The sequence below is a fragment of the Thalassospiraceae bacterium LMO-JJ14 genome (assembly GCA_021555105.2).
Taxonomy (GTDB): domain Bacteria; phylum Pseudomonadota; class Alphaproteobacteria; order Rhodospirillales; family Casp-alpha2; genus UBA4479.
The window spans coordinates 869287-889298 of sequence record CP134604.1; the positions used below are offsets into that span (position 1 = coordinate 869287).

Annotated in this window: 20 protein-coding genes; 4 read left to right on the plus strand and 16 right to left on the minus strand. The window is 61.2% G+C overall.

The annotated features are described in order from the left end of the window. Nucleotides 1-30 precede the first annotated feature (30 nt). The 5 genes from L2D14_04285 to L2D14_04305 form a co-directional block, all read right to left on the minus strand. The gene (locus L2D14_04285) at nt 31-1629 is read right to left on the minus strand and encodes an MBL fold metallo-hydrolase (GenBank protein WNK01644.1); all 1599 of its coding nucleotides are present in this window, start codon (nt 1627-1629) and stop codon (nt 31-33) included. Nucleotides 1630-1720: 91 nt separating this feature from the next. After that, nucleotides 1721-2134, minus strand: a complete 414-nt coding sequence (locus tag L2D14_04290) for a cupin domain-containing protein (GenBank protein WNK00646.1) — start codon at nt 2132-2134, stop codon at nt 1721-1723. Between the two features lie 108 nt (nt 2135-2242). After that, entirely contained in the window at nt 2243-3391 is a 1149-nt protein-coding gene (locus tag L2D14_04295) for an ATP-binding protein (GenBank protein WNK00647.1), read from the minus strand. A gap of 43 nt (nt 3392-3434) precedes the next feature. Then, entirely contained in the window at nt 3435-5576 is a 2142-nt protein-coding gene (locus tag L2D14_04300; GenBank protein ID WNK00648.1) for a DUF294 nucleotidyltransferase-like domain-containing protein, read from the minus strand. A gap of 88 nt (nt 5577-5664) precedes the next feature. Then, complete coding sequence (locus L2D14_04305) at nt 5665-6354, minus strand: hypothetical protein (GenBank protein ID WNK00649.1); 690 nt, start codon at nt 6352-6354, stop codon at nt 5665-5667. A 176-nt stretch (nt 6355-6530) separates the two neighbouring features. Here L2D14_04305 and L2D14_04310 point away from each other — a divergent pair, with 176 nt between their 5' ends. The 3 genes from L2D14_04310 (at nt 6531) to L2D14_04320 (ending at nt 9126) form a co-directional block, all read left to right on the plus strand. Beyond that, the gene (locus tag L2D14_04310; protein ID WNK00650.1) at nt 6531-6794 is read left to right on the plus strand and encodes a DUF4212 domain-containing protein; all 264 of its coding nucleotides are present in this window, start codon (nt 6531-6533) and stop codon (nt 6792-6794) included. A gap of 12 nt (nt 6795-6806) precedes the next feature. After that, nucleotides 6807-8621, plus strand: coding sequence for a sodium:solute symporter family protein (locus L2D14_04315; GenBank protein WNK00651.1), 1815 nt, complete (start codon nt 6807-6809; stop codon nt 8619-8621). Between the two features lie 145 nt (nt 8622-8766). After that, nucleotides 8767-9126, plus strand: coding sequence for a YggT family protein (locus L2D14_04320; GenBank protein ID WNK00652.1), 360 nt, complete (start codon nt 8767-8769; stop codon nt 9124-9126). A 58-nt stretch (nt 9127-9184) separates the two neighbouring features. Here the strand turns inward: L2D14_04320 and L2D14_04325 are convergent, their stop codons facing one another. The 9 genes from L2D14_04325 to leuA form a co-directional block, all read right to left on the minus strand. After that, nucleotides 9185-10039, minus strand: coding sequence for a lysophospholipid acyltransferase family protein (locus L2D14_04325; GenBank protein ID WNK00653.1), 855 nt, complete (start codon nt 10037-10039; stop codon nt 9185-9187). Next, entirely contained in the window at nt 9982-10764 is a 783-nt protein-coding gene (locus tag L2D14_04330) for a GNAT family N-acyltransferase (GenBank protein WNK00654.1), read from the minus strand. Before L2D14_04330 ends, L2D14_04325 begins: the two co-directional genes overlap by 58 nt. Before the next feature lie 278 nt (nt 10765-11042). Beyond that, on the minus strand, nt 11043-11588 hold the full coding sequence (locus L2D14_04335) for a response regulator (protein WNK00655.1): 546 nt from the start codon (nt 11586-11588) through the stop codon (nt 11043-11045). 228 nt (nt 11589-11816) lie between these two features. Further along, on the minus strand, nt 11817-12698 hold the full coding sequence (locus tag L2D14_04340) for a 3-hydroxybutyryl-CoA dehydrogenase (GenBank protein WNK01645.1): 882 nt from the start codon (nt 12696-12698) through the stop codon (nt 11817-11819). A 73-nt stretch (nt 12699-12771) separates the two neighbouring features. Beyond that, entirely contained in the window at nt 12772-13707 is a 936-nt protein-coding gene (locus L2D14_04345; GenBank protein WNK00656.1) for an FAD-binding protein, read from the minus strand. A 1-nt stretch (nt 13708) separates the two neighbouring features. Next, a complete protein-coding gene (locus tag L2D14_04350) occupies nt 13709-14458 on the minus strand; it encodes an electron transfer flavoprotein subunit beta/FixA family protein (protein WNK00657.1) in 750 nt (249 codons plus the stop codon). A gap of 220 nt (nt 14459-14678) precedes the next feature. Then, nucleotides 14679-15254 (minus strand): cob(I)yrinic acid a,c-diamide adenosyltransferase, encoded by a 576-nt coding sequence (locus L2D14_04355; GenBank protein WNK00658.1) that lies wholly within the window; start codon nt 15252-15254, stop codon nt 14679-14681. A 19-nt stretch (nt 15255-15273) separates the two neighbouring features. Then, nucleotides 15274-15471, minus strand: a complete 198-nt coding sequence (locus L2D14_04360; GenBank protein ID WNK00659.1) for an HIG1 domain-containing protein — start codon at nt 15469-15471, stop codon at nt 15274-15276. A 204-nt stretch (nt 15472-15675) separates the two neighbouring features. Further along, nucleotides 15676-17346, minus strand: coding sequence for a 2-isopropylmalate synthase (gene leuA, locus L2D14_04365; GenBank protein ID WNK01646.1), 1671 nt, complete (start codon nt 17344-17346; stop codon nt 15676-15678). A gap of 470 nt (nt 17347-17816) precedes the next feature. Between leuA and L2D14_04370 the strand changes: the two genes are divergently transcribed. Then, entirely contained in the window at nt 17817-18728 is a 912-nt protein-coding gene (locus L2D14_04370; GenBank protein WNK00660.1) for a DNA/RNA non-specific endonuclease, read from the plus strand. Here the strand turns inward: L2D14_04370 and L2D14_04375 are convergent. Both L2D14_04375 and L2D14_04380 read right to left on the minus strand, forming a co-directional pair. Then, nucleotides 18725-19360, minus strand: a complete 636-nt coding sequence (locus L2D14_04375; GenBank protein ID WNK00661.1) for a LysE family translocator — start codon at nt 19358-19360, stop codon at nt 18725-18727. The two genes, L2D14_04370 and L2D14_04375, sit on opposite strands and share 4 nt — an antisense overlap. Nucleotides 19361-19468: 108 nt before the next feature. Next, a complete protein-coding gene (locus tag L2D14_04380; GenBank protein WNK00662.1) occupies nt 19469-20011 on the minus strand; it encodes a GNAT family N-acetyltransferase in 543 nt (180 codons plus the stop codon). Nucleotide 20012: the final 1 nt, after the last annotated feature.

The window sequence follows — 20012 nt, forward strand, 5'->3', positions numbered from 1 at the left end:
TGATATAATCCTGCGGCCCGGAACTGCGGTTCAGCGGCCTTTTTCGAGCGCGCGGCGTAACCGGCGCAGAATAACGCCCCGCGATTTTTCGTCCGCGGCGGCATCGAGCGCCTCTCTGAGATCGAGCGAGAACTGCGCCAGGTCGTTGTGCCAGTCGGCACCGGCGAGGGCTGGCGACTGAATGCGCCGCAATTTCCGCTTGCTGGTTTTCGACGTCAGCCCGCGCACCAGATCGAACTCTTCGTCGAACGCAGGAATATACACCGTCTTCGGGTCGATCCCCGCCTCACCGAGGCTTTTCTTGAGGCCGGCGAGCGCATGGTCCTCGCCGTGCGTCAGGATGATCTTGTGCTTGACCGGCAGGCGTTCGCGTACCCATTGCATCAGTCCGTCGCGGTCGGCGTGCCCGGAATAGAAGTCGACCTGGCGTATATGCGCGCGGACTTTTACGTCTTCGCCCTGAATGCGGACGGCTTTTGCACCTTGTTCCAAAAGATGGCCGAGGGTTCCCGGCGCCTGATAGCCGACCATCATGACGGTGTTTTCCGTGGACGGCAGATACTTTTTCAGGTGATGGCGGATACGCCCGGCGTCGCACATGCCGCTCGCCGCCATGATGATGACGCCACCGCTGTATCGATGGATGGATTTGCTCTGCTCGACGGTTTCGGTGAAATGAACGGCGGGATCGTTGAGGAATTCGGCACCCGCACCGGCGTCCAGCAGGTCGCCGCTGTGCGCACGGAAGACACGGGTCGCACGGATCGCCAACGGGCTGTCGAGAAACAGCGGCACCTTGGGGATATCGCCCGACTTCATCAGCATCGAAATATCGGCCAGCAGTTCCTGCGTTCGCTCAACGGCAAACGCGGGGATCAGCAGAACCCCCTTGCGCGACAACGCGCTACGGATTTCATCTCCCAGCATCTGACGCCGCTCATCGGCGTCGGCGTCGGTGCGGACACGGTCGCCGTAAGTCCCTTCGCAGACCACGAAATCCCACCCTTCCGGCGCTTCCGGATCGGGGTGAAACAACTTGCCGTCGGGGCCGATGTCGCCTGAGAAAAGGATGCGCAGCGTCTGCGGCGTTTTCTCCACGTTCAGGATTTCGATCTCGATCGAGGCGGCGCCAAGGATATGCCCGGCATTCCAGAACCGCGCCCGCACGCCGGGGCCGGGTTCGATCCACTGTTCGTATGCGGTGGCACGAAAGCTCTCGAGGCTGTTTTCCCCGTCGGCGCGGGTATAGATCGGCTGGACCGCCTTTTTGCCGCGCTGGTGCTTGCGCCGGTTCAGATGTTCGACCTCGCGTTCGTGAATGTAGCCGCTGTCCGGCAGCATGTAGGACAGCAGGTCGATCGAGCCTTCGGTGGCATAGACGGGGCCTTCAAAGCCGTCCTTGATGAGCTTCGGGATAAGCCCCGAATGATCGATGTGCGCATGCGTCAGCAGAACGAAATCGATGTTCCGGGGATCGAACGGAAAAGCGCCGTAGTTGAGTTCCTTGAGGGTCTTCGAGCCCTGGAACATGCCGCAGTCGACAAGGAACTCCCCGCCGGGATGACGAATCCAGTAACACGATCCGGTGACCGTCTCGGCCGCGCCGCAAAATTTTACGAATATGGAAATGGCTTCATCCCACCTGCCTGAATGCCGCTCGCGCTATAACACGAGCGGCGATCATTATGTGACGACACGTCGCCAACTTACATGATCTGGATCAGTTGGGTGCGGTTGTGTAGTCGCCTTCGCTGACCGGTTCCAGCCAGTCCGTGGCGTTGCCCTGATCGTCGGATTCGGAAAGCGCCAGATGGCACATCATCTGGTCCGGTGCGGCGCCGTGCCAGTGACGCGTGTTCGGCGGGATGACCACGGTGTCGCCAGGGCGGATTTCCTCAACCGGGCCGCCGTCCATCTGATAGCGCCCGACGCCGGAAAGCACATACAGGATCTGTCCGACGGCATGCGCATGCCAGTTGGTGCGCCCGCCCGGCGTAAACGTGACGCGCGTCACGCGCAGGCGCGACGGGTCTTCGGGGACGAACACCTGGTCCTGCAGGACCTGACCGACGAACAGATCGTCCGGGGCGATCTTGGTTTTGCTTTCGTTGGCTCTGACAATTCTCGGTTTCATGGGGAAGTTCCTCTTGTTGGATTCTTTTGGCTGTGTTTCTCGGGGGGCCTTTTTGTAATCTGGGGAAGTCCGGCTGAATATGCAATGTCCGGGTGAGCGCGCGCGGCGCTATTTCGAGATCATGCGCTCCGGCGGCAGCGATATGCGAACCTCGGTTCCCTTGCCCGGTTCGCTGGCAATCGTCAGTGTGCCGCCGTGCAGTTCCGCCAGGTATTTGGACAGCGACAATCCCAGACCGGTTCCCTGATGGCTGCGGTGCGCACTGTCGCGCACCTGTCCGAACGGTTCCAGAATCTTCGGAATATCCGCGCCGGAAATGCCAATGCCGGTATCGCGTACCGAGATCGATATGGCGCCGTCGGCCGCGGTTTCCGACGTCATCACAACGCTGCCGCCGGAGACATTGAACTTGATGGCATTCGACAACAGGTTCATTGCAATCTGCTTGATGATCCGCTCGTCGGCATGGATTTTCGGCGGCGCCGGTGCAGGTTCATAACGCATACGGATGTCGTTCTTGGCGGCGATTCCGTGCAGCAGGTGGCATGCATCGGCAAGTGCATCGCCCAGTTCGAAGCTGGTTTCATGGAGCTTGAATTCACCGGCTTCGATTTTAGATATGTCGAGAATATTGTTGATGATGCCCAGCAGGTGCTGACCTGAATCGTGGATGCTGCGGGCATATTCGGTCTGTTTTTGGGCCGTCATCACGGGCGTGGGGGGCGACAGCAGAATTTCCGAAAAGCCCAGGATGCTGTTCAGCGGGGTGCGCAGCTCATGGCTGACGTGGGCCAGGAATTCGGATTTGGCATGGTTCGCCTTTTCCGATTCGATGCGTGCCGCGACCAGCTGGTCCTCGGCTTTCTTGCGATCCGTGATATCGACATGCCAGACAATGCCGGCCTTGGCGCCCTGAAACGTTACCGGTTGCGTGTTCATCAGGACCCACCAGTTCGAACCGTCGAAGCGCCGCCTTTCGGCTTCGAAATTCACCAGGGTGTTTCTCTGGAAAATACCGAAGGCGCGGTGCAACTCGTCCGGGTCGGCCCATGTCTCGTCGATGTCGCGCGACAGCATGTCTGCGTGCGACGCCGCGCCGAACATCCGGACCAGAGCCGAGTTCACGAATTTGCGCTTCCCGCTGTGCAGATCGAGTATCGCGGCACCGATCGGGCTGCCTTCAAGCATCTCGCTCAGCGTATCGTTTTCGGGTGCGGACATGTCGGGTGTCGGTTTCTCGTTTATTCTGTTCACCACAACATCCATCCCCGCGTCCCGTTTGGCAACACGTCCGATTGATCTAGAATCGTGCCGGCGTGCCGAGCAGATCGGTGATCCCGGGCGACTGCTCCAGAGCCCAGACAAGTTCCTGCTTCTCGTGGTTGTCCAGTTGTGCCACTTCGACCTTGTTCGACAGCTTGAGTCCGGCTTCGATATCGCGGAGCTGCTGGCGCAGGATCGCATCGAGCAGGATGCGATGCGCGTCGATCAGGTTGTCGATATGGTGAGCGCCGCGGATATCCATGTCGCGGGCGGCGGCGAGGCGTTCCGGGGTCGCGCGCGCGTCGATGCCGAGCCTGAGCGACAATACGCGGGCCGCCGAGAAAATCGGCATGATGCCGCCTTTCTTGAGATCGAGACGGCCGTTTTCGGTCTTGATGCGGCCGAACCAGCCGAGCGGACTTTCGAAGTCGGCGGCCTTGATGGCCATGCTCTGTAAAAACAGCTTGTTGCCGCCGGCGGCGTCAATGGCGTCGGCCCGCAAGGCATCGCCGAGCGCATCGTCGCCGTACACCGGGCGAGCGTCGAAAAAGATATCGCTGTTGAGGATGTCCTCGGCCTTGCCCTTGCCGATCCACGTCGCCACGGTTTCGCGCCAGTGTTCGACATCCTTCCGCCACGCCTCGTTCTTGGCCATGATGCCGCCCTTGCAGTAGACGACGCCGACGCTGTCCAGGGTGTCGGCGGTGATTTCGCCCAGCCGTTCGAACCATTTGTCGGTCTCGGAACCGGGATCGCCTTTTTCATATATGACGGCGTTGTCCTGATCCATCGCCAGAAGGCTCTCGCCGCGCCCGCCCGATCCCAGTACCAGCATCGCATACGGCACCGGTGCCAGGCCCCGGCCTTCGTCGATCATCTGCGCTTCGGCCAGTTCCGTGGCGCGCCGGGTCAGTGTGCGCAATTCCTGCGAGATGATGGCGGCGGTATTGCGCGGGTCGACGCCTTCGGCGGACAACGACGCCGCGACCATGGTCAGGCTTTCCCAGATGCTGCCGAGATCGGCGGCGGTGCCGGCCGCTTCGATGCAATCGCCGAGCGACATGGCATCACCGGCACGCTGTTTCAACAGATCGCGCGCACTCAGCGCGCCGCTCAGCCTGCCGGCGGCATCGGTGACGCCGAGATGGCGGAAGTTGCGTCCCGACATCCGGGTGATCGCCCGGTACACGAATTCGTCGTCGCGGATCGACACAAGCGGGCGGATGGCGAAGCTGTCGGCCTTTTGTTCCAGCGCCCCGGCGCCCTTTTCGGCGATCGCCCTGAGCACGTCGCGCTCGGTCAGGATGCCCCACCGGTCGGCATCGGCTTCGGCGCCGCCGGCGGTCTCGTCGGGGGTGATGAAGACCGAGCTGATCCGCTTGTCGATCATCGTCGCCAGGGCTTCTTTCAGGGACGTCGCGCCATCGATGCCGATCGGCGGCGCATGCATCACGTCGGAAACCCGGTGGCGATACGGATAACTGTCGATTCGGGCCAGCAGCAGGGCGTCATTGCCGCCGCCGCCGGCGACTTCGTGCCAGCCGGCCTGCGCCTCGGCGCTCATATGGCTGGCGAGATTGCGGCACGCACGCTCGGCCTGTGCCAGGGTCACGATATCGCGGCTTTTCAGCTTGTCGATCAGGGCATTGAAAATTTGCGCCGTGACCTGGGCGTCGCCCATGGCGCGATGGCGTTCGGTGATTTCGATGCCCAGCCATTCGGCGGTGATATCGAGGGACTGCCCGGGCAGGTCCGGCGCCACCAGTTGCACCAGATGGCGCACGTCGAGATTTCGGGGCGGCGTCCATTTCAGACCCGCGCGGCGGTGCTCGGCTTCAAGAATGGCAAGATCGAAGCCCAGTGAATAGCCGATCAGAACGTCATTGCCGGTCCATTTCGCGAACCGCTCCATAACGTCGGCGAACGGTGGCGCGTCCGTCAGATCGGCATCGGTGATGCCGTGAATTTCCGTGGACTTCGCCGGCACCGGCAAGCCCGGCTGTACCAGCTCGGCGAAACCGTCGTCGAGGACCTCGCCGTTCAGAACGCGGACGGCGGCGATCTCGATGACCCGGTCGTTGGCGGTATCGAGCCCGGTGGTTTCCGTGTCGGCGACAATGGCCGGCACCGAGCGCAGCGGCAGACCGGAAAGCGTGCCCTTAGGGGGATCAAAACTCATTCGTGTCCTCCCGTCTACTTGCGGCCGTTTATTTGCGGCCGTTCATTCCCTGCCGCCTATTATATATAGACTATATATATAGACGCCTTCAGCCCGATGCGCCGTCCGCGAGCATGGCGCCCGTGCCCGTGTCCGCCAGCCGCTTGGCGAGATTTTCCGCATCGAGCCGCTTTTCAAACTGACGGCGGATGTTGTTCCAGGCGAATTTGACGGAATTTTCCACATATTCGACATCGTACTTCTTGAGCTGGTCGGCGATCGGCGCCCACTTGACGACCGCGGCCGGACTTTGCGTGAAATTATCGCGAGTCCCGGCGGTGCCGGCCCAATCGACCGCCGCAAGCCGGGCCTTGAAGCTGCCGACCGCCTCGTCGGGTGAAAATTCAGCCACGGATGTGTCGGTATTCTGTGCAAGGCCGTTCTTGAAGATGCGCAGTGCGATGTCGCGGCGTTGCGAATCGTCGATGCCGGTCTGCGTAAAGGCGGTGGCTACGACCCAAATGCTGAAATCCGAAAGACATGCAACGAAAACGTGCATCTTGGCGATGTTCACGGAGCGGATAATATTATCGTCGCGGAACATTTCCGGATATTTCGTGCCCATACGCGTTTTAACATAGCCGAAGAGCGTTTTCTGGGCGATGAACGCGCTGCGCGTTATGGCAAATTCCTCAATGGTATCAATACTATCCAAGGCACCGGCGTGACGGCGGAGATTGAAACCGGAGGCAAATAAACGCCAGTATTCGCCGATCTTGGAAAATTCAAAATGCAGCATGCGGCAACTTTCGATTCGCGGAAGTCATCTGGCGGTTTTCCAATATGTCAAGGGTCAATCCCGGCGAATTCGCCGAACCTGTTGCGCTCAACGAAGAATAATGCAGTATAAAGTGAGTCGCATTCGTGTAAATGCGCGTTATTTGGGGATGAAACGTCTGAGGGGATTCAATCATTATGGCTGATAACATAAATGAAGTCCGTCAGCAGCATTGGGTGAAAACCAGAAACCTCACGTTCGGGGTTTTGATTATTTGGTTTATCTTCGCCTTTGTGCTGCCGTGGAACGCGGCGTCGTTGAACAGTATGACATTCATCGGCTTTCCGCTTGGTTACTACTTCTGTGTTCAGGGCTCCCTGATCGTTTTTGTTGCGCTCATCTTTATCCAAAACAAGATGCAGGACAAAATCGATGACGAAGCCGGCCTTAGCGGCGAATAGGGGGACATCATCATGAAGGGTAGTTTTATTGAAAATCTCGGTCGTGTGTACGGCATGTACACCGGCGGGTTTCTTGTTTTCGTGCTGCTTATGGCGCTGCTCGAACAGATGGGTGTCGGTGCCGACACCATCGGTATTCTGTTCGTTGCCTTCACGATTGCCATCTATGCCTTGATCGGCTGGCTTTCGCGAACCATGCAGGTCGATGCGTATTACGTGGCCGGACGCGAAGTCCCGGCGGTCTACAACGGCATGGCGACGGCGGCGGACTGGATGTCCGGTGCTTCGTTCGTGGCGCTGGCCGGCGGTATCTACTTCGGTGGTTACGGCTATCTCGGCTTCATCATCGGCTGGACCGGCGGTTATGTGCTGGTCAACTCGCTGATGGCTCCGTACCTGCGCAAGTTCGGTTGCTACACGGTGCCTGACTTCATCGGTACCCGTTACGGCGGCAACCTGGCCCGCTTCTGTGCGGTATGCGTTCTGGTGCTGGCGTCGTTCACATATGTGACGGCACAGATCAACGCATCCGGGACGATTGCTTCGCGGGCGCTTCACATTCCGTTCGAAGCAGGTGTCTGGTTCGGCCTTCTCGGTATTCTGCTGTGCTCGATGCTCGGCGGGATGCGGGCCGTGACGTGGACGCAGGTGGCGCAGTACATCGTGCTGATCGTCGCCTACCTGGTGCCGGTTATCTGGATGTCCAACAAGCAGGGCTTCGGGATCATCCCGCACTTCTCGTACGGCGATGCGGTGCAGCGTATTCAGGAACTCGAGCCGTTGATCGGTCTCGGGGTACCTGCTGTCGACAAACCGCCGTTCGGTGGCGTCAGCATTCTGAAGACGCCGCACTTCGCACCGGGTGGCGGCATGGATAGCTGGAAGTTCGCCACGCTGGCGGCCTGTATGATGATGGGGACAGCCTCGCTGCCGCACATCCTCATGCGCTACTTCACGACGCCGTCCGTTCGCGACGCACGCCGTTCGGTGGCATGGTCGCTGTTCTTCATCTTCCTGCTGTACTTCACGGCGCCGGCTCTGGCCACGCTGACGAAGCTGCAGCTGATCGATCCGAATCTTGCAACCAGCATCATCGGCCGGTCGTTCGAGGAAGTGCAGAACCTGGCGTGGGTCAAGAACTGGTCATCGGTGAACATGTTGTACCTCGTCGACAGCAACAAGGATGGTCTCCTGCAGTTGAACGAGTTCTTCATGCGCTCCGGCATTGTCGTCCTTGCGACACCTGAAATCGCGGGTCTTCCGTACGTGATTTCCGGTCTTGTCGCAGCGGGTGGTATGGCAGCCGCCATGTCGACCGCGGACGGCCTGCTTCTGGCCATCGCCAACGCGCTCAGCCACGATCTGTACTACAAGATCATCGACCCGAAAGCCGACACCAAGCACCGTCTCATCGTTGCGCGGGTGTTGCTGATCGGGATCGGGGCGGCCGGTGCGTTTATCGCCAGTCTCAAGCTGACCACCATTCTGGGGGCCGTGGCATGGGCGTTCGACTTCGCCATGTCGGGGCTGTTCTTCCCGCTGGTGCTCGGCATCTGGTGGAAACGCGCCAACCGTCCGGGCGCCATTGCCGGGATGGTTGTCGGCCTCGGCGTCGGCACCCTCTACCTCTACCAGGTCCGGTGGGGCGGCATGGAGCCGTGGATGGGTATCGATCACCTGCGCTTCGGCATCATCGGTGCCGTTGCCAGCCTGATCGCGATGGTCGTGGTGTCGCTTGCGACGCCGGAACCGGATGCGGAAACCCAGGCCATGGTGGACGAAGTCCGTGTGCCTTCGGGTGAATCGATCCTCGGTAAGGACCACTAAGTCAGGTCCTTTCGATAAGCAAAAGCTCTGGGGGGCGGATCATTCCGTCCCCCATTGTTTTGCCTCCATTGTCTTTAGCGGCATGCTGTGATTTTCTCGTTTCATCAACAGCCTGAACGCTAACCACGAGAGTAGTTCAAACGCCATGCAAGACGCTGTCGCCGGATTCCCGGGTTGGGTTATCGCCATCGATTATGTTCTGGGGATGATCATGTGGACGCTGGTCGGGCGGGTTGCCATGAACCTGTTCCTGCCGATCGACAGCAACTTCGCCTTCATGAAGATGTTCGTCAAACTGACCGACCCGATCCTGGCGGTGTTCCGGCCGTTAACCCCGGGCTTTCTGGTCGAGCCGCTGGTGCCGCTGTTCGTGGCCTGGTTCTTTTATATGATCCGCTTTTATGTGATGCCGTGGCTGCTCGGCTACGACGTCATGGGGATGCTGTCGTTCCCGCTCGAAGGCGAGGTTTCCCGGGCGCTGTATGAGTTGTTCTACAACAAGTAGCGTCGCGCGGTTCAGCAGGCCCATCTCAATATCCTCTCAATATCCTCTCAGTATCCGCTCAATAACCTCTGTGCGATTTCAGCACGCTCTGGCGCACGGCGCGGTGGCAGGCTTCGGCCAGCGATTTGCGGTTCGGAAAAGCGACCGGGTGGATGGCCGGCATGAAGGTGACGTCGATGACGCAGCCCTTGAGGCCGAAGACGCTGAGCAAATGCCCGGCCAGTGTCATGTCGCCGTACCAGGCATATAGATCGCTCAACTCGCCCTTCAGCCGGCGGCCGTCGGCATAGCGGGCATAGGCGATCGAGACCGGCTGCATGACGACGTCCGGTGCGGTATTTTTGGGTTCGACGGCGGCGAACAGGGTCGAGCGGAACGGCAGCACCGAAAGCCCGTTCGACGATGTGCCTTCGGGGAACAGGAACAGTTTCTCGCCGGCATCCAGCGCACGTTTGAGCTGCCCGCAGTCGCCGGGTGCCTTGCTGCGCTCGCGGGTCACGAAAATGGTGTCGGCCATGCGCGCCAGAAGCCCGAACAGCGGCCACGCGGCGACGTCCTTCTTGGCGACGAAGCGGGCATCGGAAAGCGCGCCCAGCACGATGATGTCCAGATATGAAACATGATTGGCGCAGAAAAGCGTCGCGCCGTCGGCGTTCGGTGTGCCGTGCACGCGCACCCTGAGACCGCATATTTTCTGGCACGCCCGATACCACAATCTGGCGATGGGCCGTTTGGCGGCCGGGTACAGGGCGCCGCTGAGCGCATACGGACCGATCAGGCCGAGGGTCAGCAGCGAGAATGCGCCGGCCCTGAAGACGGCGCGGGTCACCGACGTTTTTGTCGCCGCATAGTCGTCTAGGATGTTCCAGATGGTCTGTAGTGGCGACGGTATCTCTCGGTAATTTTCGTACATTCGACGATCACGCATATATCCGTTGTGTTGAACTGTTCATCGATCACGGCGCCGTCACCGACGACCCCGCCGACGCGAAGGTATCCCTTGATCAGCGGCGGCAGCTCGCTCAGTGCCGAACGCCGGTCAAGGCCGTCCTGGGCGATCTTGCCCATGTCGACGAAGCGGGTATCGCGGGCGCGCGGGCGGATGTCCGCGGGCGCCAGGTGGTTGTGGTGCAGATACGACAGCCCGGACTGAAATGCATCCGGATCCGTGCCCGGGAAGCTGGCGCAGCCGAACATCATCTCGATGCCGTGGGTGTCCAGGTAGTCGGCGATGCCGCGCCACAGTAGCTGCATCGTCGCGCCCGAGCGGTAATCCGCATGCACGCAGGACCGGCCCAGTTCGACGATCTCGCCGGGGTAGCCCATCAGCGACGAAAGATCGAACTCGTTTCGGGAATAGAACCCGTCGGCCTGTTCGGCAACGGTGCGCCTGAGCAGCCGATAGGTGCCGGCGACGAACGGCTTGCCGTTGGACCGCGCCTTGTCGACCACCAGCAGATGATCGCAGACGTGATCGAACGGGTCCGCGTCGATCTGTTCACGCCTGGCCGTCAGCGACGGGACGGCGCCCATTTCTTCGTAAAATACCTGATAGCGAAGTCGCTGGGCGGCCTCGATCTCGATCGGGTTGTCCGCAAGATAGACCAGCAAATCGCCGTTCTGGATCATGTCTTTCATGGTCCCTCCTTTGCCGCGCCGGGTGCGCGGCGCCTGCGACGGCGAAGGCGCGCATGCGGCCTCCATGTCTGAACAAGTGACAGAGGCCGCGATCGAATTCAAAAGAAGCTTATTTGCCGGATTGATGTCGGAAATATGACGCCCGTCGCATTTGAGAGACCCTTGCCGTTCAGCAAACGGGAAATCAGGCGGCGCTGGCGCAAACCAGATACAGGCAGCGGCTCGCCAGCCTTGCCGGGCCCTGCGGCCGGCGCCAGTAGACGAGAAGCCGGAGCATATCAGGCGACGCTTTCCTGGCGTTGCTTGCTGGCCGCGCCGGCGCTGCCGTTCTTGGTGTCGTCGCGGCGGTTCTGATCGACGTTGATCTGACGGCGGCGGCGGTCGGGGCCGAAGAAATCGCCGGTGCGGACGAACGAACGCGGCTGTTCGGCGATGATGCGGAGCCGCAGGTAAATCAGCTTCGGCGAGAACGGCTTGGCGATGAATTCCGTCATGCCGAGATCGCGCGCCGTCAGCACATGTTCCTTGTCCGACATCGAGGTGACGACGATGACCGGCACGAACGGGTTCGGGCTGTCGTCGTCGCGGCGGATCCGTTTCAAAAGCCCCATGCCGTCGAAGCCCGGCGCCCAGTCCGCGAACACCACGTCCGGCTTGTGCAGGCAATAGCCGTCCCAGGCATGTTCCGGGGTCCGCGCCTCCTCGATCTGACCGATGTTGAAGGTCCTGAGAATCGAGCGGATGGTCTGGCGCATGTAGGAATTGTGCTCGGCGACAAGCACCGAGATATCCGAGAAATCGTATGGTCTGATCGTTTCGCCCATGTTTGCATCCCCACTTGTTATCCCGGCGCCCATGCGGGCCGAAGGGTGTGTTTCCAATGTGGAGGATCGCAGCTTCGTGTCGCATTGATATGTCGACAGCGTAAAAGCGGGTGATGAAATGTTTCAGTGTGTTAACGCGGGGGGCGGACGTAAAAACGGGGCCCCGGTCATATCCGGGACCCCGTTTCGGGTATTGGTTGCCTGGCTTGGCGCTTCGCGCGCCGGCCCTTAACGTGTGGGCACCGGCGTATCCGTGGAATAATCGTAGAAACCGCGGCCGGTTTTGCGGCCGAGCCAGCCGGCTTCGACGTATTTCACCAAAAGCGGGCACGGACGGTACTTGGTGTCGGCCAGGCCGTCGTGCAGCACATGCATCACGGCGAGACAGGTATCCAGACCGATGAAGTCGGCCAGTTCGAGCGGCCCCATCGGATGGTGCGTGCCGAGCTTCATGGCGGTGTCGATGGCATCGACGGAACCGACGCCTTCGTAAAGCGTGTAGATCGCTTCGTTGATCATCGGCAGAAGGATGCGGTTGACGATGAACGCCGGGAAATCCTCGGCGTTGACCGAACGCTTGCCGAGCTTGGCGGCCAGTTCGCGGATCGCCGAATAGGTGTCCTCGTCGGTGGCGATGCCACGGATCAGTTCGACCAGTTCCATGCGCGGCACCGGGTTCATGAAGTGCATGCCGAGGAACTTGCCGGGACGGTCGGTCTGTGCGCCGAGACGGGTAATCGAAATCGACGACGTGTTCGATGCGATCAGCGCGTCGGGCTTGAGCACCGGACACAGCATCTTGAGGATCGCTTTCTTGACGTCTTCGTCCTCGCTGGCGGCTTCGACAACGAAGTCGCAGTCACCGAAGGCGGCGTAATCGGTGCCGGTGGTGACCCGCTTGAGCGCGGCTTCGGCATCTTCGTCCTTCAGATCGCCACGGGAAACCTGGCGTGCCATGCCTTTTTTGATCTTGTCGATCCCGGCGGCAAGGGCCTCATCCGTGACGTCGAGCATGTGCACGTCGAAACCGGCCTGCGCGCAGACATGCGCGATGCCGCTGCCCATCTGACCGGACCCGATGATGCCGATCTTCTTGATATCTATCGCCATGCTCTTGTTCTCCTCGCTATCGAATGCAGCGGTTACGTGTTTATCCATTATAAATCAGGATCCAGTCTCTTTGTTATTTGTCCAGTTCGGCGGAAAATGCGGGAATCGCATCGAACAGATCGGCGACGAGGCCGTAGTCGGCGACCTGGAAAATCGGCGCTTCCTCGTCCTTGTTGATGGCGACGATGACTTTTGAATCCTTCATACCGGCGAGGTGCTGGATGGCACCGGAAATGCCGACGGCGATGTAAAGATCGGGGGCCACGACCTTGCCGGTCTGGCCGACCTGGTAATCGTTCGGCACGAACCCGGCGTCGACGGCGGCGCGGGACGCACCTACGGCGGCACCCAGCTTGTCGGCGATGTCTTCGAGCATGGCGAAGTTGTCGCCCGACTGCATGCCGCGGCCGCCGGAAATGACGATCCCGGCGCTGGTCAGCTCGGGGCGCTCCGACTTGGTCAGGTTCTGGCTGACGAATTCCGACAGATCGCTGGCGCCGGCGGCATCGATGGTTTCGACCGCGGCCGAGCCGCCTTCGCTTGCCGCTGCATCGAAAGCGGTGGCGCGCACCGTGATGACTTTTTTCGTGTCCGATGACTGCACGGTGGCCATCGCGTTGCCGGCATAGATCGGGCGCACGAAGGTATCCGCGCTGACGATGGCGGAGATTTCGGAAATCTGCTGCACATCGAGCTTGGCGGCGATGCGCGGCGTGATGTTCTTGCCCGACGTCGACGCCGGCGCGACGATATAGTCGTAATCGCCGGCAATGCCGACAACCAGCTCGGTGACGCTTTCGGCCAGCGCGTTGGCGTAGTGATCGCCCTCGGCATGCAGGACCTTGGCGACCCCGGCGACTTTCGCCATCTCGGCGGCGACAGCCGCGCAATCCTTGCCGCAAACCAGCGCGGTCACGTCGCCCAGTTCCTGGGCTGCGGTGACGGCGTTCAGGGTAACAGGGCGGAGCGCCGCATTATCATGATCGGCAATCAAAAGTACGTTGGCCATGTCAGATCACCTTCGCTTCGTTTTTCAGTTTGCCGACGAGTTCCGCAACGTCGGCGACCTTGACGCCGCCTTCGCGTTTCGGCGGCTCTTCGACCTTCAGCGTCGTCAGGCGCGGTGCCGCGTCGACGCCGAGATCGGCCGTCGTCATCGTGTCGATCGGCTTTTTCTTGGCTTTCATGATGTTCGGCAGCGAGGCGTAGCGCGGTTCGTTGAGACGCAGGTCGGTGCTCATCACCATCGGCAGCTTGACCTTGATGGTCTCCAGCCCGCCATCGACTTCGCGCGTCACATCGGCGGAACCGTCGCCGAGCGCCAGTTCGGATGCGAACGTCGCCTGCGGCCAGTCCAGCAGCGCCGCCAGCATCTGGCCGGTCTGGTTGGAATCGTCATCGATGGCCTGTTTACCGACGATCACCAGATCGGGGCTTTCCTTGTCGACGATGGCCTTCAGGATCTTGGCGACGGCGAGGGGCTGAATATCTTCGTCGCTTTCCACCAGAATGCCGCGATCGGCGCCCATGGCGAGCGCGGTGCGGATGGTTTCCTGGGATTGGGCCGGGCCGATGGAAACGGCGATCAATTCCTCGATCTTGCCGGCTTCCTTCAGGCGCACGCCTTCCTCGACGGCAATTTCGTCGAACGGATTCATCGACATCTTGACGTTCTGCAGTTCAACGCCGGAGTTGTCGGGCTTGACGCGGATTTTGACGTTATAGTCAACCACCCGCTTGACAGCAACGAGTGCCTTCATCGGTTCTCCTTATGCCGCATTCGCGACTTCTTGGTTCTCCACCCAGCGAAAATCCCGGGAATTCTTCATGTGGAGCGGTTTAGGGTGCAGGTGCACGGGTCTTTTCGCAGGCGCAACATTAGGCCTTGCCAGATAGGGGGTCAAGCTACGTTTGCGACAAAAATGTGAAGGGAAACGACCGGTTTTCCGCCGCTTTCCGGGGGCCGGGGCCGGCTTTTGCCTAGCGGCTGCCGCCCGGCACCCACAGCACGTCGGCGGCGCCGTTGTCGTTGAGACGCCGGGCCAGCACGAACAGGTGGTCCGATAGCCGGTTGATGTACTTGACGGCGGCGGGATTGACCGGTTCCGATCCGGCAAGCTCGGTCATCAGCCGTTCGCAACGCCGGGCCACGGTCCGTGCCAGATGCAAGTAACTGGCGGCCGGTGTGCCGCCGGGCAGGATAAACGAGGTGAGCGGCTGCAATTCGGCGTTCATGGCGTCGATTTCCGCCTCCAGTCGGTCGACCTGGGTATCGACGATCCTGAGCGCGCCGTCGGACCGTTTGCCGTCTTCGGGGGTGCAGAGATCGGCGCCGAGATCGAAAAGATCGTTCTGTATGCGCGCCAGCATGGCGTCGGCGTCGGGAAATTTGTCTGCGGGGGTATGCAAACGCACCAGACCGATCACGGCGTTGGCCTCGTCGGCGGTGCCGTAGGCGGCAACACGCACGTCGTGTTTCTTGACGCGGTCGCCGGAGCCGAGCGAGGTCTCGCCGGTGTCGCCGCCGCGGGTATAGATTTTGCTGAGCGTTACCAAGTTGGCCTCCTAAACGGTCTTATCTGGCGGCCAGAAACATGATGATCGCGAAGATGATCAGGGCCAGGCCCTGACCGATGACACGCGCGCGCATCAGGTTATTGGCGTGTTTCTTGTAAAATGGGCCATTGCGCGCGAAGCCGATCAGGCCGACCACCAGGATCGCCAAAGTCGCCAACATGGCGAAGCCGAGCAAAAACGGTAAAAAAGCGTTCATTGCACATATATAATCGCCGCCGCCCGGTTTCGCGAGGACAAATCCTGTTTTTCGTTGGCAATGGCGACGGCGCGTCGGTCGGCGAGACGAATACCCCCTCACCTAACCTCTCCCCCTGAAAGGGGGAGAGGGATGAGGTTGAACGTGGCGTCGATACGAGAGTCCCTCTCCCCCACTGGTGGGGGAGAGGACAGGTGAGGGGGATTAAACCGCAATCGCGCGGTTGATGGCGCTGACGACCGCGTTCAGCGAGGCCTTGGTGATGTTCTTGTGCCGCCCGACACCGAACACGGCGGGTTTGTCGCCGACCTGCATTTCGACATAGGCGACGGCGTCCGCATCGGCGCCGGTGCCGACGCCATGCTCGTGATAGCTGACCAGCTTCACATCTTCGCCCATGTGCGTGTTGATGGCGTTGACGAACGCATCGATGGGGCCGGCCCCCTTGCTTTTCAATGCCACCTCCTTGCCCGCGTCGGTGATGGTCGCGGTCAGTTCGCGAACCTCGCTGGCGTGGGTGTCGGGCACCGAGCGGTGATCGACAAAGCGAAACCGGCCTTGCGGCTGGTTGAAGTACGCATCGTCGAAGATCGACTTGATCTCCTTGCCCGACAGTTCCTTGCCCGAGGTGTCGGCCTCGACCTGCACGACGCCGGAAAACTCGATCTGCAGACGCCGGGGCATTTCGAAGCCGTAGTCGGTTTCCATGACGTAAGCGACGCCGCCCTTGCCCGATTGCGAGTTGATGCGGATCACGGCTTCGTAGCTGCGCCCGACGTCTTTCGGATCGATCGGCAGGTAGGGGACGTCCCACTGTTCGGAATTGGCGGTTTTCATCGCCCCCAGGCCTTTCTTGATGGCGTCCTGATGGGAGCCGGAAAACGCCGTGAACACCAGATCGCCGACATACGGATGGCGCGGGTGCACCGGCAACTGGTTGCAGTATTCGGCGACGCGCATGACCTCGTTGATGTCCGAAAAATCCAGATCCGGCGCGATGCCCTGCGTGAACATGTTCAGCGCCAGCGTGACGACGTCGACATTGCCGGTGCGCTCGCCGTTACCGAACAACGTGCCTTCGATGCGGTCGGCCCCGGCCATCACACCCAGTTCCGCCGCCGCGACACCGGTGCCGCGGTCGTTGTGCGGATGCAGGCTCAAAACGATGCTGTCGCGCCGGGCCAGATTGCGGTGCATCCATTCGATCTGATCGGCATAGATATTGGCGCTCGACATCTCGACGGTGGCCGGCAGGTTGATGATCGCCTTTTTCCCGGGCGTCGGCGCCCACACGTCCATGACCGCGTCGCAGACATCGCGGGCGTATTCCAGTTCCGTGCCGGTGAAGCTTTCCGGCGAATACTGGAAGACGATTTCACCGTCCGTGACCTGATCCGCCAGTTCGCGGACCAGCTTGGTGCCGTCGGTGGCGATCTTGGTGATGGCGTCCATGTCCATGCCGAAGACGACGCGCCGTTGCGTCGTCGAGGTCGAGTTGTACAGGTGCACGATGGCCCGCTTGGCGCCACGGATGGCGTCGAAGGTACGGCGGATCAGCGGCTCGCGGGCCTGCGTCAGGACCTGGATCGTGACGTCGTCGGGGATCATGTCGTCCTCGATCAACTGGCGGCAGAAATCGAAATCGGTCTGCGAGGCGGCGGGGAAGCCGACCTCGATTTCCTTGAAGCCGATTTCCACCAGCTTTTCGAACATGCGGCGCTTGCGGTCCGGTCCCATGGGCTCGATCAACGCCTGGTTGCCGTCGCGCAGATCGACCGAGCACCACACCGGCGCCTTGTCGATCACCTTTGACGGCCACTGCCGGTCGGGCAGGTCGACGGGTTTGAAGGGAACGTATTTTGCGCCCGGCATCATCGCGGGCTTTGCGGTAGCTTTGGTCATTTTCGTCTCCCGGGGCGCGGTCTTGATGACCGGCGGACCCCTGCTTGTATTCAGTTTCCGAATGTATGAGACGGCTTCGGAAGCGACCGCCGGGCAGCCGTGGAGTTACCGGCGGTCGTCGGTAAGTCGTAGGCGCGCAGCATCGGTGCGGACGGCGTGCAGACGGGAGACGTGTGTGCGGTAGGGTTTCATGATGTCGGACTCAAAAAAGTAAAAACGGTATGCGCAGCGGTGACCCGGCGTCCTGTCAGGACCCCGGGGTGATAAGGCTTAGGCCGAGCGCGTTGTTTTTCTTCAACATCATGAGGCAAAACTAAGTCCGGTTTTGTCTGCCGTCAAGGGGCGGCTGGCGGGACCGCCGGGGGCTTCACCAAATCTTCAAATTCCGTGTGCCACAACAAAGAGGTCGTGATTCAGTCATATACACTTTAAAGTTTATATAAATGAATAGAGCACTTTTTAGTATTTTCGGGTTGTTGCTGCTGTTGCTCTCGGTGCCGGCGGCCGGGGCAGGGACAGGAGCAGGGGAAACCTGCGGCTGCGATGTGCCTCCGGCCAGGCGCGCGGCGTACGATGCGGTGCTGATGGCGGCCGATGCCGTTGAAAGCGCAACCCAACACGCGCCTTATGGTGTGGCGGTGGCCAAGGCACCGTCGTTGCCGCCGATTGTGCTGGCGCAGCCGCATTGGCTGACGGGCTACGATCCCGTGCGCAGGATGCCGCTTTGGGTCGCTTACCGGCTCAGTGCCGCCGACGTCGCGGTGAAACGAAAACGCACCCAGTGTTTCCGTCCCGATCCGCGCGTCCCTGCCGCTATGGGCGGCACGCGCTGCGCCAGCTACCGTGGCGACGGCATGGACCGGGGCCACATGGTGGCGAGCGCCGACATGACGCGGTCCGAACAGGCCATGGTCAATACCTATGTATTCTCCAACATCGCGCACCAATACCCGGCATTTAACCGCACCCTGTGGCGCGATCTGGAAATCCGCGTCCGCGCGATGGCGCGCCTCAGGGGCGAAATTTACGTGATGAGCGGCGCTGTCTTCGACCACGATGCCGACGGCCGCCCGGACGCGCCCGCCACGGCGCCGCATCCGACAAAGAGCGGCCGGCCCGCCGCCGCCGTCGCCAGTCATTTCTACAAGATCGTCATCGTGCCGCAGGCCGGGACCGGAGCGCCCGAGGTTGTGGCGTGGCTATTGCGCCATGAAAACATCAAGACTACACGGGCAGAATCCAAGCGCCGGATCGCCGCCCAGCGGGTGCCGCTCGAAACAGTTGAACGGCTGAGCGGCCTGGACATCGCGCCGGCGCTGAACGGAATCAGGACAGCCGGTGTCGTAAGCGATTAACTGCGCCGGGCCAACGCCAGACCGAGCCCGGTCCCCAGCAACAGCGTGCCGGTGATGCCGTGCCGCAGACGCGCCTTTTTGGCGCCGACCAGCCAGCCCCGCGCCCGGCCCGCGATCACCGCGTACATGCCGTCCAGCAGAAACGCCAGCACCATGAAGGTCACGCAGAGGATGGTGATCTGCGGCGCGTAAGGCCGGGCCGGATCGATGAACTGCGGGAAGAAGGCGACGAAGAAGAACACCGTTTTCGGGTTGGTGATGGCGACGACGAAGCCGTGCCAGAACACGCCCGCCGGTTTCTTGTCGGGGGGCAGCATGGCGTCGGTTTCGGGTTGCGCCTTGAGCGCGGTGCGCCATTCACGCGCGCCCAGATAAACCAGATACGCAACTCCGGCCCAGCGGATCCACTCGAATACATCCGCCGCCACCGCCAGCACCGTCGACAGGCCGAGCGCGCCCGCCGTGATCAGCACCGTGGTGCCTGAGTTCGCGCCGATCACCGTTCTGACCCCGGTCCCCGTCCCGTGCTTCAGGGAATTGGCGATGACAAGGGTCACGATCGGTCCCGGCATCAGGATCAAAAGCGCGGTCGCAAACACAAAGGCGATATAAAGTTCGGTATCGATGGGCATGGCGGGTCTCCGGAAAAATCAGGACCGAAGCAATCCATCAAACGCAAAGACTGTCAACGCACCTCGTTACTGACGAGTCCCCTCTCCCTTGGGAGAGGGGGAAACCGCTTAAAGCTTCTTGGTATAGACGTACTCGACGGAGTTCGACGCATCGGCGCGCTGCATCAGACCGGGCTGGCGATGGTAGCCGAGCCGTTCGTACAGGCGGTGCGCGTCGAGGAAGCGGGAATCGGTGTACAGCATGATCATGTCGGCGTTCATCTCGTCCTTCGCGGTGCGCTCGACGAGCTGGCACAACGTTTCGCCGAGCCCGCGCCCGCGCGCCGCATCCGACACATAGAGCTTGTTCAGCCGCGCGACCCTGGGCGCATCGGTCGGCGTCAGCGCAATGGTGCCACAGATCCGGTCCTGGCATTCGGCGACCCAGAAATGGCCGCCGAGATTGGCGAAGGCCGTTTGCGGCGCTTTCAATTCGGGTTCTTCCTCGTCGACCAGCAGCACACAGCCCTGGAATTCATCATAAACTTCACCGATCAGCTGGATGACATCTTCGGCATCGTCGTCGGTGGCTTCGCGGACGATGACGTCGGCGACACGCGCCGCGATCTCGGTGGTGTCTTCGGCGGCGGCGCTGCAGGTTGCGATGCTCATG

Excerpts from the sequence above, each read along its gene's own strand:
- L2D14_04290 (WNK00646.1), bottom strand. The coding sequence starts at position 2,134 with ATGAAACCGAGAATTGTCAGAGCCAACGAAAGCAAAACCAAGATCGCC.
- L2D14_04300 (WNK00648.1), bottom strand. The coding sequence starts at position 5,576 with ATGAGTTTTGATCCCCCTAAGGGCACGCTTTCCGGTCTGCCGCTGCGC.
- L2D14_04305 (WNK00649.1), bottom strand. The coding sequence starts at position 6,354 with ATGCTGCATTTTGAATTTTCCAAGATCGGCGAATACTGGCGTTTATTT.
- L2D14_04310 (WNK00650.1), top strand. The coding sequence starts at position 6,531 with ATGGCTGATAACATAAATGAAGTCCGTCAGCAGCATTGGGTGAAAACC.
- L2D14_04315 (WNK00651.1), top strand. The coding sequence starts at position 6,807 with ATGAAGGGTAGTTTTATTGAAAATCTCGGTCGTGTGTACGGCATGTAC.
- L2D14_04320 (WNK00652.1), top strand. The coding sequence starts at position 8,767 with ATGCAAGACGCTGTCGCCGGATTCCCGGGTTGGGTTATCGCCATCGAT.
- L2D14_04325 (WNK00653.1), bottom strand. The coding sequence starts at position 10,039 with ATGTACGAAAATTACCGAGAGATACCGTCGCCACTACAGACCATCTGG.
- L2D14_04330 (WNK00654.1), bottom strand. The coding sequence starts at position 10,764 with ATGAAAGACATGATCCAGAACGGCGATTTGCTGGTCTATCTTGCGGAC.
- L2D14_04335 (WNK00655.1), bottom strand. The coding sequence starts at position 11,588 with ATGGGCGAAACGATCAGACCATACGATTTCTCGGATATCTCGGTGCTT.
- L2D14_04340 (WNK01645.1), bottom strand. The coding sequence starts at position 12,698 with ATGGCGATAGATATCAAGAAGATCGGCATCATCGGGTCCGGTCAGATG.
- L2D14_04345 (WNK00656.1), bottom strand. The coding sequence starts at position 13,707 with ATGGCCAACGTACTTTTGATTGCCGATCATGATAATGCGGCGCTCCGC.
- L2D14_04350 (WNK00657.1), bottom strand. The coding sequence starts at position 14,458 with ATGAAGGCACTCGTTGCTGTCAAGCGGGTGGTTGACTATAACGTCAAA.
- L2D14_04360 (WNK00659.1), bottom strand. The coding sequence starts at position 15,471 with ATGAACGCTTTTTTACCGTTTTTGCTCGGCTTCGCCATGTTGGCGACT.
- leuA (WNK01646.1), bottom strand. The coding sequence starts at position 17,346 with ATGATGCCGGGCGCAAAATACGTTCCCTTCAAACCCGTCGACCTGCCC.
- L2D14_04370 (WNK00660.1), top strand. The coding sequence starts at position 17,817 with ATGAATAGAGCACTTTTTAGTATTTTCGGGTTGTTGCTGCTGTTGCTC.
- L2D14_04375 (WNK00661.1), bottom strand. The coding sequence starts at position 19,360 with ATGCCCATCGATACCGAACTTTATATCGCCTTTGTGTTTGCGACCGCG.
- L2D14_04380 (WNK00662.1), bottom strand. The coding sequence starts at position 20,011 with ATGAGCATCGCAACCTGCAGCGCCGCCGCCGAAGACACCACCGAGATC.